Source organism: Desulfomicrobium aestuarii (assembly GCF_055385525.1).
In genome coordinates, this window is record NZ_AP042427.1 from 3,274,464 (window position 1) to 3,289,540 (window position 15,077).

The following is a 15,077-nucleotide window of genomic DNA, read 5'->3' on the forward strand; positions in this document are numbered from 1 at the left end:
GGGAGCTTCATTGAACACCGTCGGGGCAGCGTCAATAGCCCAAAATGACACAGGTGCTCACGCGTCTCCGGACACCATCCCATGCACCAAGGCCCCCAGCCGTTCGATGCCCCGGGCCACCTCGTCGGACCACGGGTTGCCGCAGTTGAGGCGCACATGGCCCGAAAATCGGTCCTGAGTGGAAAAGATGGTGCCGGGTGCGATACTGATGCCCTCCTCCCGGGCCCGGTACATGAGTTCCACCGAGTCGACCCCCCGCGGCAGCTCGACCCACAGCACGCCCCCCCCTTCGGGCCGGCTGACGCGAGTGCCTTCGGGAAAGGTGCGGCTGACTTGAAGCTGCATGGCCTGGGTCTGCTCGCGCAGGGTGCGGCGCAGGGCGCGCAGGTGGCGGTCGTAGCGCCCCTCGCGCAGGTAGGCAGCCACGGTCTCCTGGGTCAGGGTGGCCGAGCAGACGTTGGTCGTGGCCTTGACCTCGTAGGCCTCTCGGTAGAAGCGGCCGGGCATGATCCAGCCGATGCGGTAGCCCGGGCACAGCGTCTTGGAGAAGGACGAGCACAGAACCACGAGCCCGGCCTGGTCGTGCATCTTGAACACCGAGGGGCGTGTCGGCCCGAAGTGCAGGTCCCCGGCCACGTCGTCCTCGATGAGGGGGATGCCGCGGGCCGCCAGGAGCCTGACGATCTCGGCCTTGGCCTCGTCGGGGGTCAGGGAGCCGTCGGGGTTGTTGAAATTGGGCGTGAAGATGCAGGCCCGGATGTCGAAGCGCCCCAGTGCCCGCTCCACGTCGGCGGGCTGCACGCCGTGGCGCGGGTGCGACGGGATCTCGATGGAGCGCACGCCCTGGTTCTCCAGGAGCTGCTGGAAGCAGAAATAGGACGGGGCCTGGATGAGCACGTTGTCGCCGGGCCGGACCAGGCTGCGCACGGCCACGTGCAGGGCCTCCAGGGCGCCGCAGGTGATGATGATCTCCTCGGGCCGAACGTCCAGGCCGGCCTGGGCAGCGCGCAGGGACAGCTGACGCCGCAGCTCCGGACTTCCCTCCACGGGCAGGTACGCCACCTGCCGCTTGGGGTCCTCCCGCGACAGCCGGGCCGCGACCTTGGCCAGCTCGCGGTACGGCAGCAGCTCCTCGGACGGGCAGTTGATGCCCAGGGGCAGAAGCTCGCGGTCGCCCACGGTCTCGAGCACCGAGGAAATGAGCTCGCTGCGGTTGATGGTGTGGGGGCGCAGCACGGGCCGCGGCGCACGCGGAGTGGGCGGCAGCTCCTGCACGTCGCGGCGCACGAAGAACCCGGACCGCGGCCGCGACTCGATGACCCCTTTGCGCTCCAGCTCGGCGTAGGCCTGCAGCACCGTACTGACGGCCACTCGGCTGCGCAGGCTGACATGGCGCAGGGAAGGCAGCCGCGCCCCCGGCCCGAGAGTGCCCGAGGCGATCTGCTGCATGAGGTTCTGCTCGATCTGACGGTATCTGAAATCTTCCATGGCCGTGTCCTCGCAAGTGACTCGCGTTCTGCCTCCGACGAGGCTGTCTTTCAGCGCAGTGTCCGAATCTCCTGAAGCTGCGCTAGATACAATCAAAGGCATGGATTCCCGCCTTCGCGGGAATGACACCGATTCAGTGCCTTAAGCCCCCCCCTTGAGCGGAAAAAAACAACATCAGCGCCCTGCTGGACGTCATTCCCGCGAAGGCGGGAATCCATGCCTTTCCATCTTCCCTTCCACCCACCCTGCCGCAGGGTTTGGCGGGTGTCGGGGGCGGCGGCCCGTCGGCTGTCCGACCGAGCCAGGCATCGTTTGACGAACCATTGCCCGCCGGACGAAGCTCCGGCGCGTGGACGTGCACGCAATGGTTCGTCTCTACGAGGCCGGCGAGGAAGTTCCGGCGGGGCGCCGCCCCCGACACCCGCCGAATCCCCGGTCGAAGCACCTCTTCTCTTCATCTCTCCGTTTCTTCGCTTCCCTGCACACCTCTCAGCCGATCAGCCCCCAATCTGTTATGGTCGAAATTTATGCAAACTGTATCTGTACCGCAAACAGTTTTTGGCTAGGTTGGTCTCACGAGGATAATCGATTATGAACAGCGCCACCCTTTCCACCACCGACCCCGCCGAATCCCCCCTGGCTTCGGCCTTCCGGCAGGCCTTGCCCATCATCCTGGGCTACGTGCCCGTGGGCTTCGCCTACGGCGTCCTGGCCCAGAAATCCGGCCTGTCGGGCCTGAACACCATTCTCATGAGCGTCCTGGTCTTCGCCGGCTCGGCCCAGCTCATCGCCGTGGGCCTCTTCGCCTCGGGCGCAGCACCCCTGGCCGTGGTGGCCACGACCTTCGTCGTCAACCTGCGCCACCTGCTCATGTCCGCGGCCCTGGCCCCGTTCCTGCGCGCCTGGAGCAAGACCCGGCTGGCCCTCTTCGCCTACCAGATGACGGACGAGACCTTCGCCCTGCACGCGAACCGCTTCGCCAAGGGCGAGACCGGGCCGACCGAAACGTACGGCATCAACGTCATCGCCCAGAGCGCCTGGGTCGGAGGCACGGTCCTGGGGCTGGCGGCCAGCACCCTCATCACCGACATCCGGCCCATCGGCCTGGACTACGCCCTGCCGGCCATGTTCATCGCCCTGCTGCTTGGGCAGCTCAAATCCCGGCAGCACCTCCTCGTGGCCGTGGCCGCCGGCCTCCTGTCCACGGCACTCATGTTCGCGGGCCTCGGCCAGAGCCACGTCCTGGCCGCAACCATCATCGCCGCCACCATCGGCCTCGGAGTGCACGCATGGACCAGCAGACGATCTTCCTGACCATCCTCGGCATGATGGCCGTGACCTACATCCCCCGCGCCCTGCCGGTCCTGGCCCTGGCGCGGCGGACCCTGCCGGAGCCCGTCATCCGCTGGCTGGGGTTCATCCCCGTGGCGGTCCTTTCGGCCATGTTGCTGCCTTCGCTGGTGGCCCCGGAAAAAATCCTTGATTTTTCCTTCCAGAACATCTTCCTGTGGGCGGCGCTCCCGACCTTCCTCGTCTGCTGGAAAACGAGGAGCTTCGTCGGAGCCGTGGTCACAGGCATGGGCTGCGTGGCCCTGGGCCGACTCTTTTTTACCTGAACCCCGCAAGGAGCCCTCATGAGCTTCCGTTTCACCAACCGCATCCAGAACACGCCGAAATCGTTCATCCGCGAGATCCTGAAAGTCACCCAGGACCCGAGCATCATCTCGTTCGCCGGCGGCCTGCCGAACCCGAGCCTCTTCCCCATCGAGGCCCTGCAGGAGGCCGCCCGCGAAACCCTGGCCACGGCCGGCGCCCGCGCCCTGCAGTACTCCACCACCGAAGGCCACGCCGAGCTGCGCGCCTGGATCGCGGCCCGCTACGAGCGCAGGGGCGTGAGCGTGCACCCGGACCAGGTGCTCATCACCACCGGTTCCCAGCAGTGCCTTGACCTCCTGGGCAAGCTCTTCATCGAGAACGGCGACGAGGTCATCCTGGAGCGGCCGAGCTACCTGGGCACCATCCAGGCCTTCACCATGTTCGAGCCGCGCTTTGTGACCGTGGACCTGGAGGAGGACGGCCCAAACCTGGAACAGGCCGAAAGGCTGCTGGCCACGGGCCGTCCCAAGCTCTTCTACGCCGTGCCCAACTTCCAGAATCCCTCGGGGCTGACCTATTCCAAAGCCAAGCGCGAGGCCCTGGGCGCGCTGCTGCGCAAATACCCCGAGACCGTCTTCATCGAGGACGACCCCTACGGCGAACTGCGCTTCTCGGGCGAACACCACAAGCCGCTCTTCGCCTACACCAAAGGCCGCAGCATCATGCTCGGCTCCTTCTCCAAGATCACGGTGCCGGGCTTCCGTCTGGGCTGGATGGTCGCGCCGCCCGAAATCATCCGCCTGGCGGTCAAGGCCAAGCAGGCCGCGGACCTGCACTCCTCGACCTTCAACCAGTTCATCATCAGCGAATACCTCAAGCGCCACTCCATCGACGACCATATCGCCAAGATCACGGAGCGCTACGGCGCCCAGGCCAAGGCCATGGTCGCGGCCCTGGAGCGCGAGGCTCCGGCCGGAGTGTCCTTCACCCGGCCCGAAGGCGGCATGTTCTCCTGGGTCACCCTGCCGGCGGGCAAGGGTTCGTGCATGGACCTATTCAACCTGGCCATCGAGCAGAAGGTGGCCTTCGTGCCCGGCATGCCCTTCTACACCGACGGCACGGGTCAGGACACCCTGCGCCTGAACTTCTCCAACGCTTCCGAGGCGACCATCGACGCAGGCATCGCCCGCCTTTGCCGGTGCATGAAGGATTTCCTGAACGCCTCCTAGGACGCCTGCCCTGCCACGCAAAACAGGCCCCGGACCAGAACGTGGACCGGGGCCTGTATTTTTCCCTTAGCTCCTCAGGCTTCAAGGCGGTTACGAGCTTTCGTCAATACTGATGACGCAACCTCCTCGTTTCCAAGGCACACGACACGCTGCGTCCACTATGCAAATTCTGAATTTTCCTGCGTCACGCATTGCCGCATGAATTCATCGGCCATTTCCAGCGTCCTCTTCGATTCCGCCTCGCATGCTGCCTGAAGGTATCCGGAGGACAGCCCCTCTTTCATCTCCAGCAGCCTTGAAACATCCAGCGGGGTCTCAATCCGCCGGGCCCTGCGGACTTCGTTCTCTCTCGTCTCAACGTCCTTCTCCTGTCGGGCCATTTCGTTCAGTCGGCCCGTGTCGCGACAGAACCTTGCGATTTCATCCTCCAGAGCCCGCCGGGGGACGAGTTCCGAAACATGCCGGTCCAGCAGCTCGGCCATGGTTACGGGCCGCATGTAGACCAGCAGCTCCTGGTTGAATTCGTCATTCCGGTCCAGCTTGTGGGCAGGGATGTAACGTGACAGCAGGAGGCCTCCTGAACGGGCGTATTCGTAACGCTGCCGCAGTTCCTGCTGGAGAAAGGGGACGTATTTCCCGGCCATGGAATGAAAACGGATGCCGGCCAGATCGATGAGACCGCTCAGTGGTCTGAGAGTTCTTCGCATCTCTTTCTCGAATACTTCGGGGAAGCCGTTTTCCGTGGTCTCGTATCCCGTCATCTCCGCCGGTCCCCACGGGGCGTTGTCGCCCGTGTAACGGCGCCTTCGGTCAATGACGCTTTCGATCTGATGCAACCCGTAATCGCCTATCCACGGGTATGCTTCCGACTGGTATTTCACGAGGCTCATCTGCCGCAGATGCCCGAAATGGCGGAAGCCCAGGGCCGCCGGAGGGACGGCGGGGATGATGTCGTTGCGGAACACATGGCGCAGGTGCGGCAACAGGTGGTTCCAGCGATTGGCGAATTCGGTGTCGCCGACGCGGGGGCTGGCAAAGGTGTAGAGGGTGACCGGGCTGTCCTTGAATTCAAAGCAAAGAGCACAGGCTAACAGTGTGGCCACGGCACCGCCGAGGCTGTGGCCGGTCAGAAAGATTCTTTTGATCTCGTCCCCAGAATTTTTACGGTGTTTTTTGCAATATTCCTCAATGACTGGCCACAGATACTCGAAGGATTGCAAAAAACCATGGTGCGCCGAGCCAGTGCTCGCAAGCGTTCCCGGACAGGGTTGCATGAAGAATTTGCTGTTCAGAATCATGTCGTGACTGATCGGCCCCTCGGTTCCGCGCACGGCAATGAGGATGGTGTCCCTATTTGTGGCCATAACGGCCTGACTTTCAGTAGGGTTTTTACTTCTGGATTTTGGGCCGATGAGTTGCATGTCATGATAGTGCCAGGAATAAGGCATCTCATGCAGCACCATGTCCATCCAATCCGCGGCGACCCTGTACGGCCTGACGCGTTGGGTGCGGAGATTGTCCAAGGTGTACAGAACGGTTTGGTCATATGGAGCCCTCTCGCCGTCCGGCAGTCCGGATTTGCTCCTAGTGTCTGGGTCCGCGTAGGCAAGGGCGGAAAACGCCGCCAGATTGTTCGCGGTGATGCTGTCCCAGTCATCGGCGGCGGCGCCGACCCGGGACGAGACCAGAGCGGGTATCCAGCAAAAAAGCGGAGCAAGCTCGAGCAGATAAGCTGTCTGGAGGTTGCGGCATTTCGGACAGCGACGCTCCTGTTCCGCCAAAAGAAAGCGAAAGGCACAGCGCTGCTTGGGCCGGGTTTCCTCCGTCCTGTCCTCGATCCGGTCCACTCTCCGGGGCAGGTTGAGAGCGCCGTGGCTGACGCGTTGGTAGGTCCAGTCGGCACGAAGATCCTCGGGCAGCGCCTGTTGGTTAGGACGCTGGCCGTTGACGGCCGAGGCCTTGAGGGCCTTGTGAGCGATGATGTCCGCGGCCAGGGTCAGCTGGTCCCATTCCTCGTCTCCAGGGTAGTCGTGGGGCCTGGCCCGCGGAAGGGGCTTGAATTCCAGATAGGCCCACCCCCGGTCCATCCGACACAGGTCGATGGCTTGAGAACCCTTGGCATAGACATGCTCGCCAAGAGGCTCGCCTGCAGCGTTGTAAGCCACGATCTGCAGATCCCCAACCTCTTCACCGGGCTCGGGGTGGACCAGGTCGGTGATGGGCGTGTTTTCGAAATCAACAATCCTGAGCCGCAGGCAGCGTCTTTCAAAACATCGAATTGGGGCAATCTGCATGATGCATCCTCCTCATCTATTCACTGTTGAAGAAAATCCGGCAACGCCCACACGTCGTCAGAGGCAAGATAGCTGAGTTGTTCTGGAGTTATTGTGACCGATGTTTGATTTTTTTCCTTTAACCCAGTATTAACCAAGATTAATACGTATGAATCATGCACTTTCTTTATCTTCCAAAAGATATTTTCTGTTAATGATGTATCAATATAAATTATTTCATTATCTTTGAAATTAATATTCTTATTATAAGAATAAATAAATGATTTATTATTTTCATAGTAATTCCTTGTAATGTATAAAATTTTATTTCTCGAAAAATTAATATTAATTTTCCCAGAATCTCTTAAATATAGAGCAACATATGGAGTTGCAGACATATGAGTTTGGCCTTGAGCTTTTGGATTGTTGCATTCATATGATCGCCTTTGTTCGACATAATTTTTGTCCGGAAATATCTTTTCAGAATCGAACTCGGAAATATCACAAACAAGAAACGCCTCGTTTTGACCATCTTGAAAGTCTTTCTGCTTGGCTGGATTTTCGAAATCTGACTTTGTTTCCTCAAGAAGATAGGCATACGCCAAATCATAAAATCGTGTCCTCTCTTCATTGGCATCCATACCGATAGTCAACTGCCCGAATTCCCAGGTACAGAAGGGATGCCATACCTTGGTAGGAATGTGAGAAACCCACTCCCCTGGTGTCTGCTCCACGTTATCGAATGCGTCTCCGTATTCAGTGCCTTCGAGCCTTCCCGAACCGAAGCTCAGGTGCCGACACATGAAGGAGTCACTGTACCACGACGCCCCCGCATACATTTTGCCCCTCATCTCGTCGGGCACATTGTAGTGCAGGGTGAACATGCCGTCGTCGCGCAGCACGATCAGTTGGGTGTCGAACAGGAAGGCCAGGAGAAGGAGCCCAAGCACCGTCAGGCAGATCCTGGTTCGCGTGATCATCGTGACTCCCCCTTCAACTGAACCAGCATGCGGAGTTGATCGAGGGCCGAGACGGGATCCTGCGAGGCGTCCAGCATGGCGTCCCTGACAACGCTGTCGTTCTGGGCGCCGAAGGGCATGGTCAGGCACAGACGCAGGAAGATGAATATGTGCGTTTCATCGGCAAAACCGTATCTCATGGCCGCATCCACATATTCACCGACAGCCGCGTCCAGCGAGCCGTAATGCTCCGCAGTCAGCGCTGCCGTAACGGGCGAGTTTTCCTTGAGATCCTGGGAAAGGTTGTAGACGAGAGCCGCCCGGTTTTCCTGCGACAGGCCCCCCAGATGCTCCTCCCGCACCTCCCACCAGGGCCTGCCCTTCGCCAGCCGGTGTAAGTCCGCCAACTCGCGCTCCGTGCGCCCGGACAGGACCGGGCTCGGGACATCCAGCCACGCCCGCTCCCCGTCATGATTGCGGATGGGGATGAACAGGCGCGCGGCAGGCCCGAGAAACCAGCCCAGTTCCTGGTCGCTGAAGGTCGGCAGCATCTTTTCCAACGCACCGGGGTCCTGGAACCTGAAGAACGATTTCTTGCCCGAAGGCAGAAGGACTTCGCACAGGCTCCGCCAGTGGCCGCAATGCGTCTGCTCGCTTGCCGCCGTGACGGCAAAAAATCCCCAGGCAGAATGCTCGGCAAGGAGATGGGTTTCGAGTCTGGAACCCGCCCCAATTCGACTCAGGTAAGGCATCGAAGCCCAAAGCGATGCGTACGGCGTATCTTGCAGCACGGGATGAAAGGCATCGGCACCCTTCCAAGAAAAATAGTCCTCAAGCATCTGCGGGGTCGCATCGACGGCGACAATGGCGTCAATGTGCAGACCGCGATGCCGGGCGTCGGTGAACGCGGCGGTAAGGTCGGACGACGCGAGTTTGCGGAAATTGCGGATGGCGCTGTTGTCCGGCATGTTCATTCCTCCTTCGGGGATGTCGCGCATGAGATACACAAAGGCATGCAGGTTCGGTTGGATAGCGTGAGCGCAGATCTCTTCCCGGCCTTTCTTGTCCTCGATGCGCAGCTCGTTGAATCCGCGCAGCTCGCCTTCCCTTCCCGGCGTGGACATGGACTTGAAGACCGTTCTCGTCTTGTGTTCCGGAAGAGGGTACGGGACCGGGTTGCGGGAATTGAAGACTCGGCCCGTGATGACGGGCCGGTCCGGGGCGCCCTCCAGGAAGGTGACCAGCACCTCCTGGCCGAGGCGGGGGATGGCCATGGTACCGAACTGCCCTCCGGCCCAGCCCTGGGAGGCGCGGATCCAGCAGGTGGTGTTCTCTTCGCGCCCCCCAGTCGGTCCCTGTGGAATTGTACCTTGTTGTCCAGATCGTGGACGAGTTCGATCTCGAACTCGTAGGCGCGATGCGCTTCCTCAAAGCCGGAGAAGGCATAGACCCTGAAGCCGCTTGCGGCCGCAGTCTCGAACGTGAACCACGGGCTCTCTGCTGCCGGATGCCTCATTGAACCTCCCTGTGCCGTGCGCGGCACAAGTTTTCAGCCCATTGTGCCAGCATCGCGACGTTAGGGATATTCGGGGACATGCGCACGCTGTGCGGGAGGAATCTGGAGACAAGGAATCAGCGACAGGCCGGAACATTTACGGCATAGGCGCCCGGAGGGCGCGTTCGTCACACGTGCGCATGGCCAGGACGCGAACAGGTGCGGGGCAATTTCCGATAAGCGCGGTCGAGATGGGAATGCCGGCGAAACGTGTTTGAATTCCGCGTCCTGCAGGGTATACATGCAGGACGACACATTTTCGTCCTGGGGAGCCCGTCATGCATCCTTACGTCCGTCCACTTCTGGTCCTGGCCACCCTGCTGCTCGCCGCCTGCAGCCAGGAAGCCCCAAAGCAGCCCGAACTCCGCGACATCAAGGCCGGCACCCTGCGCCTGGCCCTGACCGATGCCCGGGAGTGCGTCAGCCTCCCCGGCCAGGTCCAGTCGCGCAACAGCGTGACCCTGGCCAGCAAACTAAGCGGCACCGTGGTCGAGGTCCTGGCCCGGGAAGGCGACGCCCTGCAGGCGGGACAGCCCATCCTGCGCATCGACGACGCGGAGCTGCGCCAGCGGGAGCAGAGCGTTCGTTCCTCGGCCGGCCAGGCCGGTCTGGAGTCCAAGGCCCTGGCCGCGCGCAAGGCCCAGGCCAAGGTAAGCCTGGACCGCATGCAGAAGCTTCTGGACCAGAATGCCGTGAGCCGCGACGACGTGGACCGCGCCCGGGCCGAGTACGAAGCGCTGGCCAGCCAGGAGAAGGCCATGGCCGCCCAGTCTTCGGCAGCCGGTTTCCAGGGCGCGGAGATTCGGGCCCTCATGCAGTACAGCACCGTGACCTCACCCCTGACCGGAGTGCTGAGCCGGCGTCACGTGGACTTGGGCGCCTTCGTACAGGCAGGCTCCCCCCTGGCCGAGGTCGATGACCTGACGAGCGGCTTCGAGCTGGTGGCCCAAGCCGACGAAACACTCCTGGGCCGCGTCGAGACGGGCATGACCGTGGTCGCACTCATCCCGGCCCTGTCTCCGGCCCCCTTCCTGACCAGACTGTCGGCCGTGATCGGCCAGGTGGACCCCGCGAGCCGCTCCTTCCGCGTCAAGGCGGCCCTTGACGAGACGCCGCGACCCGGCATGTTCGGCAAGATCTGCGTGCCCGTGGCCGAAGGGCCCAAGCTCCTGGTGCCGGAGTCCTGCATCCGACGTCGCGGCGAGCTGACCACGGCCCTCATCGTGGATGAGGATTCCGTGCTGCGCCTGCGCCTGGTCAAGACCGGCGGGGTCTACCAGAAGGCCGACATCGAGGGCCAGACCTTCATTCTGCAGACCGGGACGGACCGGCCCGAAGCGATGCCGGCAGGGGGTCTGGTGGAGGTGCTCTCGGGCCTGGCACCCGGAGACGAGGTGGTCACGGACGCGCCGGACGTGGCGCGCGAAGGCGACCGTCTGGTGCGGGGCTGACCATGTCCCACAACCACGACTTCCTGACGCGTCTCACGGCCGGCTTCGTCGACTCCAAGCTCGTGCCGCTCATCGTCGCCTTCTCCATCTTCCTGGGCGTCTTCGCCGTGCTGCGCACCCCGAGCGAGGAGGAGCCGCAGATCATCGTGCCCATGATCGACATCATGGTGCGGATGCCCGGCGCCATGCCCGAGGAGATCGAAAAACGCGTCGTGGGGCCCATGGAAAAGCTCCTGTGGGAGATTCCCGGCGTGGAGTACGTCTATTCGACCTGCATGGACGGCGAGGCCCTGACGATCGTGCGCTTTCTGGTCGGCGAGGATGTGGAGAAGAGCCTCATAAAGGCCTACAGCAAGCTGTACCAGCACCTGGACTGGATTCCGCCGGGCTGTTCCCAGCCGATTTTAAAGCCCCGCTCCATCGACGACGTGCCCGTCCTGGCCGTGGCCTTCATCGGCGAGGCCCACGACGGCCGCACCCTGCGCATGGTCGCGGCCGAGGCGGCCGAAAGCCTGCGGGCCCTGCCGGGCGTGTCGGAGGTGGCGGTCACGGGCGGGCGCAGACGCGCCCTGACCGTGGACGTCAGCCCCGAGCGCCTGCGCGCCCTGAACCTGGACAGCGTGGACGTGGCCGGGGCCATCGCGGGCCAGAATCAGGCCGACCAGAGCGGGCTCATGACCCGCGCCGGGGCGTCGAGGCAGGTGCGCCTGGACAACGCCCTGCGCACGGCGGCCGACGTTTCCGCCACGGTCGTGGCCGTGCGCGACGGCCGGCCCGTGACCCTGGGCAGCGTGGCCGAGGTGCGCGACGCCACGGCCGAACCCGAGGACTACGTGCTCTTCGCGCCGGGCCCGCGGGCCGACGCCAAGGGCGTCCGGGCGGAAGCGGGCCGGCTCCAGCCCGCCGTGACCCTGACCGTGGCCAAGCGGCCCGGCATCAACGCCACGGACCTCTGCCGCAAGGCCATGCAGACCATCGAGAGCCTGCGCGGAACCGTCATCCCGGACGACATCCAGGCCGTCATCGTGCGCGACTACGGCGAGACGGCCAAGCACAAGTCCGACGAACTGCTCCTGCACCTGGCCATAGCGGCCCTGTCCGTAGGCGCCATCGTGGCCTATTTCCTGGGGCACAGGGCCAGCGCCGTGGTCATGGTCGCCGTGCCCGTGACCCTGGCCGTGACGCTCGCCACCTACTGGCTCATGGGCTACACCCTGAACCGGGTCACCCTCTTCGCCCTCATCTTCTGCATCGGCATCCTCGTAGACGACCCCATCGTCGACGTGGAAAACATCGTGCGCCACGTACGCCTGCCAGGCTCGGCCGGCCGCCCCTTCACCCAGGTCATCATCGAGGCCGTGAGCGAGGTGCGCGCGCCCCTGGTCCTGGCCACCTTCACGGTCATCGCGGCCATCATGCCCATGGCCTTCGTCGGCGGGCTCATGGGGCCGTACATGCGGCCCATGCCGGTCGGCGCGAGCATGGCCATGCTCCTGTCCATGGCCGTGGCCTTCGTCATCACGCCCTGGCTGGCCCGGCGGGTGCTGAAACCCTCGGACGGGCACGAGCCCGAAACCCACGACGACCCCTTCACCCGCGGTTACGTCTGGCTCATGCGCCACCTCATCGAGCGCCCGGCCTTCCGCTGGACCTTCCTGGCCGCCGTGGCCGGGCTGCTGGCCCTGGCCGTGTCCCTCTTCCCGCTGAAGGCCGTGCTCGTGAAGATGCTGCCCTTCGACAACAAGAGCGAGTTCGAGATCGTCGTGGACATGCCCGACGGCACGAGCCTCGAATCAACGGCCGCGGCGGCCGAGGCCCTGTCGCGCCGCGTCCTGGAGCAGCCCGAGGTCACGGACGTGCAGCTCTACGTCGGCACGGCCGCGCCCTTCTCCTTCAACGGCCTGGTCCGCCACTACTACCTGCGGCGAGGGCCGAACGTGGCCCAGATCCAGGTCAACCTGGTGGGCCGCGGCGACCGGGTCGCGTCGAGCCACGAGATCGCCGGAAGGGTACGCGAACTCGTGGCCCCTGCGGCCAAGGCGCACGGGGCGAGGATCAAGGTGGTGGAGGTGCCGCCCGGGCCGCCCGTGCTGCAGACCCTGGTGGCCGAGATTTACGGGCCCACGCCCGAGAGCAGGCTGGCCGTGGCCCGACAGGTCAAGGACATATTCTCGGAAACGCCGAGCGTGGTGGACGTGGACTGGTTCGTGAACGACCCGCGGCCCGAGACGCGCGTGCGCCTGGACCCGGACAAGGCCCTGCAGAGCGGCGTCAGCCCCGACCGGGCGCGGCAGGTCCTGGCCGCTTCGGTGGCTGGCGTGCAGGCCGGCATCCTACACGACCCGACGGCCCGCGAGGACGTGCCCATCGTGGTCCGTCTGCCCCTGGCCAGGCGCTCGGCCCCGGCCGACCTGGAAACCCTTCCCGTGCGAGGCGAGAGCGGCATGGTTTCTCTGGGACAGGTCGCGGCCTTGAGCGAAGCCGTAACGCCCGGCTTCATCTACCACAAGAACATGCTGCCCGTGGTCTACGTCACGGCCGACATGGCCGGCAACGAGGAAAGCCCGGTCTACGGCATGGCCCGCGTGGACAAGGCACTGGACGAACTGGCGGCGACGGGCCGGGGTGCGTGGCAGGCCGGCGACACGCGGGTGCTCAGGCGCCTCTATACCGCCGGGCCCGAAACGACCCACGACATCGCCATGAAATGGGACGGGGAATGGCAGATCACTTACGAGGTCTTCCGGGACATGGGCGTGGCCTTCGCCGTGGTCCTGGTGCTCATCGCCATCCTGGTGGTGGGCTGGTTCGGGTCCTACACCACCCCGCTGGCCATCATGATCCCCATCCCGCTCTCGCTCATCGGCATCATCCCGGCCCACGCCGTTACCGGCGCCTTCTTCACGGCCACGTCCATGATCGGCTTCATCGCCGGGGCGGGTATCGTGGTGCGCAACTCCATCATCCTGGTGGACTTCATCGTCATGCGCCGCGAGCAGGGCGCGACCCTGGAGGACGCCGTGGTCGAGGCCGGGGCCGTGCGCTTCCGGCCCATGGTCCTGACGGCCCTGTCCGTGGTGGCCGGGGCCTTCGTCATCCTTTTCGACCCCATCTTCCAGGGCCTGGCCATCTCGCTCCTGGCCGGGGAAGTGGCGGCGACGCTCTTTTCGAGGATGGTCGTGCCCGTGATGTATTATCTGGATCAGCGGCGGTAACGCGACCCTGACTCCCGGTTGTGAGGCGATCGTGTTGCGATGGGGATGCCAAGGAGCATGCCCGCGCTTGTGCTTTGCGCCGGTCCTGGGCTACGTTTCGAGCAAATGCCAGCCATCGGGAGGAACGAGACATGGGGAACTCATCGAGCTTGCCGCTGGCGGCCACTACCAGCCGGCTTCATGGCAAATATCCCTCCACTCCCCGAATTCCGGGCGTAAATCGATCCATGGCGAAATGCTTTGCGCTGCTCTGCCTCTGTTTTTTGCTCCTTTCCCCCGCAATGGCCTTATCCCAAAACGACAACGCGACATCCCGGGCGGTGCGCGTGGGCGTCATCAACCTCGCGCCCCTCTCCATGAAAACCGCCGACGGCCGGTGGGAGGGATACAGCGTCGAGCTTTGGCAGGATGTGGCCGCGCGCATGGGAGTCACCTTTGAATTTCAGGAATTCCACACTCTGGAACCGATGCTGGAGGCTCTGAAACAACGGACAATCGACGCCATCCCATCGCTGCCTGTACGCGAAGGGCTCGAGACCGTGATGGACTTCAGCCAGTCGTATCTCAAGTCGGGGCTCGCCATCGCCGTACCGGCGGAAGAGGTGGAATACGCCTGGCGACGCATTTTCGAGGCCATCTTTTCCTTCCACTCCCTGAAGGCGATCGCCTTCCTGATGGCGTTGTCGACCGTTGCCGGGGTCATCGTCTGGCGCCTGGAGAACGTCAGGAACAGCGAGATGTTCGGGGGCGGGCATGTCAAGGGAATCGGCCACGGCATCTGGTGGGCCATGGTCACGATGAGCACCGTGGGCTATGGGGATCTGGCCCCCAAAACCCTTGGCGGACGAATCGTGGCCCTTGTCTGGATGATCTTCTCGATCGTTTTCATCGCAGTCTTCACGGCCAGCATAACGACAACGCTGACCATCAGCGAACTGAAAGGAAAAGTCCGCGGCTTTGGGGACCTCTACAAGGTGCGGACAGGGTCCATACCAGGCTCGGAAGGGTTTGATTATCTGACCCGGCAAGGAGTGGCCGTCGTCTCCTGCGCAAGCGTTCCGGAAGGCATGGAGGCCTTGACGAGCGGCAGGATCGACGCGTTCGTCCTGAACGAACAGATCCTCAAGCATCTGGCCAAAAGGGATTATCCCGGTCGAATTCAGGTTCTGCCGGGAACCTACGACGAATATTTCGTGAGCATCGCGCTGCAGCAAAACAGCACGCTCAGGAAACCGATCAACAAGGCGCTGCTGTCGCTGATGAAAACGCAACGGTGGACCGAGCTTGGCAACCGCTACATCCAGTGACTCG

10 protein-coding genes are annotated in these 15,077 nt (G+C 63.3%); 6 read left to right on the forward strand and 4 right to left on the reverse strand.

Features of this window, described 5'->3' with window-relative positions; genetic code table 11:
• Positions 1-57: 57 nt before the first annotated feature.
• Entirely contained in the window at positions 58-1,488 is a 1,431-nt protein-coding gene (locus ACZ5AC_RS15135) for an aminotransferase-like domain-containing protein (protein ID WP_464248404.1), read from the reverse strand.
• Positions 1,489-2,079: 591 nt separating this feature from the next.
• Between ACZ5AC_RS15135 and ACZ5AC_RS15140 the strand changes: the two genes are divergently transcribed.
• The 3 genes from ACZ5AC_RS15140 to ACZ5AC_RS15150 are packed head-to-tail and all read left to right on the forward strand — an operon-like array spanning position 2,080 to position 4,313.
• Entirely contained in the window at positions 2,080-2,802 is a 723-nt protein-coding gene (locus tag ACZ5AC_RS15140; RefSeq protein WP_464248405.1) for an AzlC family ABC transporter permease, read from the forward strand.
• Positions 2,778-3,104, forward strand: coding sequence for an AzlD domain-containing protein (locus tag ACZ5AC_RS15145; RefSeq protein ID WP_464248406.1), 327 nt, complete (start codon positions 2,778-2,780; stop codon positions 3,102-3,104). The genes ACZ5AC_RS15140 and ACZ5AC_RS15145 overlap by 25 nt, the downstream gene beginning before the upstream one ends.
• An 18-nt stretch (positions 3,105-3,122) precedes the next feature.
• The gene (locus ACZ5AC_RS15150; protein WP_464248407.1) at positions 3,123-4,313 is read left to right on the forward strand and encodes an aminotransferase-like domain-containing protein; all 1,191 of its coding nucleotides are present in this window, start codon (positions 3,123-3,125) and stop codon (positions 4,311-4,313) included.
• 158 nt (positions 4,314-4,471) lie between these two features.
• Here the strand turns inward: ACZ5AC_RS15150 and ACZ5AC_RS15155 are convergent, their stop codons facing one another.
• The 3 genes from ACZ5AC_RS15155 to ACZ5AC_RS15165 are packed head-to-tail and all read right to left on the reverse strand — an operon-like array spanning position 4,472 to position 8,909.
• Positions 4,472-6,607: a lipase family protein gene (locus tag ACZ5AC_RS15155; RefSeq protein ID WP_464248408.1), complete on the reverse strand. Its 2,136-nt coding sequence runs from the start codon at positions 6,605-6,607 to the stop codon at positions 4,472-4,474.
• A gap of 20 nt (positions 6,608-6,627) precedes the next feature.
• Positions 6,628-7,566: a hypothetical protein gene (locus ACZ5AC_RS15160; protein ID WP_464248409.1), complete on the reverse strand. Its 939-nt coding sequence runs from the start codon at positions 7,564-7,566 to the stop codon at positions 6,628-6,630.
• Positions 7,563-8,909 carry a DUF4123 domain-containing protein gene (locus ACZ5AC_RS15165; RefSeq protein WP_464250618.1) on the reverse strand — a complete coding sequence of 449 codons (1,347 nt, stop codon included), beginning with the start codon at positions 8,907-8,909 and terminating at the stop codon, positions 7,563-7,565. The genes ACZ5AC_RS15160 and ACZ5AC_RS15165 overlap by 4 nt, the downstream gene beginning before the upstream one ends.
• 469 nt (positions 8,910-9,378) lie before the next feature.
• On the opposite strand from ACZ5AC_RS15165, the gene ACZ5AC_RS15170 reads away from it, so the two are divergent.
• The 3 genes from ACZ5AC_RS15170 (at position 9,379) to ACZ5AC_RS15180 (ending at position 15,073) form a co-directional block, all read left to right on the forward strand.
• Entirely contained in the window at positions 9,379-10,551 is a 1,173-nt protein-coding gene (locus ACZ5AC_RS15170; protein WP_464248410.1) for an efflux RND transporter periplasmic adaptor subunit, read from the forward strand.
• Positions 10,552-10,553: 2 nt separating this feature from the next.
• Positions 10,554-13,766, forward strand: a complete 3,213-nt coding sequence (locus tag ACZ5AC_RS15175) for an efflux RND transporter permease subunit (protein ID WP_464248411.1) — start codon at positions 10,554-10,556, stop codon at positions 13,764-13,766.
• Between the two features lie 131 nt (positions 13,767-13,897).
• Positions 13,898-15,073, forward strand: coding sequence for a transporter substrate-binding domain-containing protein (locus ACZ5AC_RS15180; RefSeq protein ID WP_464248412.1), 1,176 nt, complete (start codon positions 13,898-13,900; stop codon positions 15,071-15,073).
• Positions 15,074-15,077 lie beyond the last annotated feature (4 nt).

What these genes read in the sequence shown, in the direction of transcription:
- ACZ5AC_RS15170 (WP_464248410.1), top strand. Translation starts at nt 9,379, where the DNA reads ATGCATCCTTACGTCCGTCCACTTCTGGTCCTGGCCACCCTGCTGCTC.
- ACZ5AC_RS15145 (WP_464248406.1), top strand. Translation starts at nt 2,778, where the DNA reads ATGGACCAGCAGACGATCTTCCTGACCATCCTCGGCATGATGGCCGTG.
- ACZ5AC_RS15180 (WP_464248412.1), top strand. Translation starts at nt 13,898, where the DNA reads ATGGGGAACTCATCGAGCTTGCCGCTGGCGGCCACTACCAGCCGGCTT.
- ACZ5AC_RS15175 (WP_464248411.1), top strand. Translation starts at nt 10,554, where the DNA reads ATGTCCCACAACCACGACTTCCTGACGCGTCTCACGGCCGGCTTCGTC.
- ACZ5AC_RS15135 (WP_464248404.1), bottom strand. Translation starts at nt 1,488, where the DNA reads ATGGAAGATTTCAGATACCGTCAGATCGAGCAGAACCTCATGCAGCAG.
- ACZ5AC_RS15150 (WP_464248407.1), top strand. Translation starts at nt 3,123, where the DNA reads ATGAGCTTCCGTTTCACCAACCGCATCCAGAACACGCCGAAATCGTTC.
- ACZ5AC_RS15160 (WP_464248409.1), bottom strand. Translation starts at nt 7,566, where the DNA reads ATGATCACGCGAACCAGGATCTGCCTGACGGTGCTTGGGCTCCTTCTC.
- ACZ5AC_RS15140 (WP_464248405.1), top strand. Translation starts at nt 2,080, where the DNA reads ATGAACAGCGCCACCCTTTCCACCACCGACCCCGCCGAATCCCCCCTG.
- ACZ5AC_RS15155 (WP_464248408.1), bottom strand. Translation starts at nt 6,607, where the DNA reads ATGCAGATTGCCCCAATTCGATGTTTTGAAAGACGCTGCCTGCGGCTC.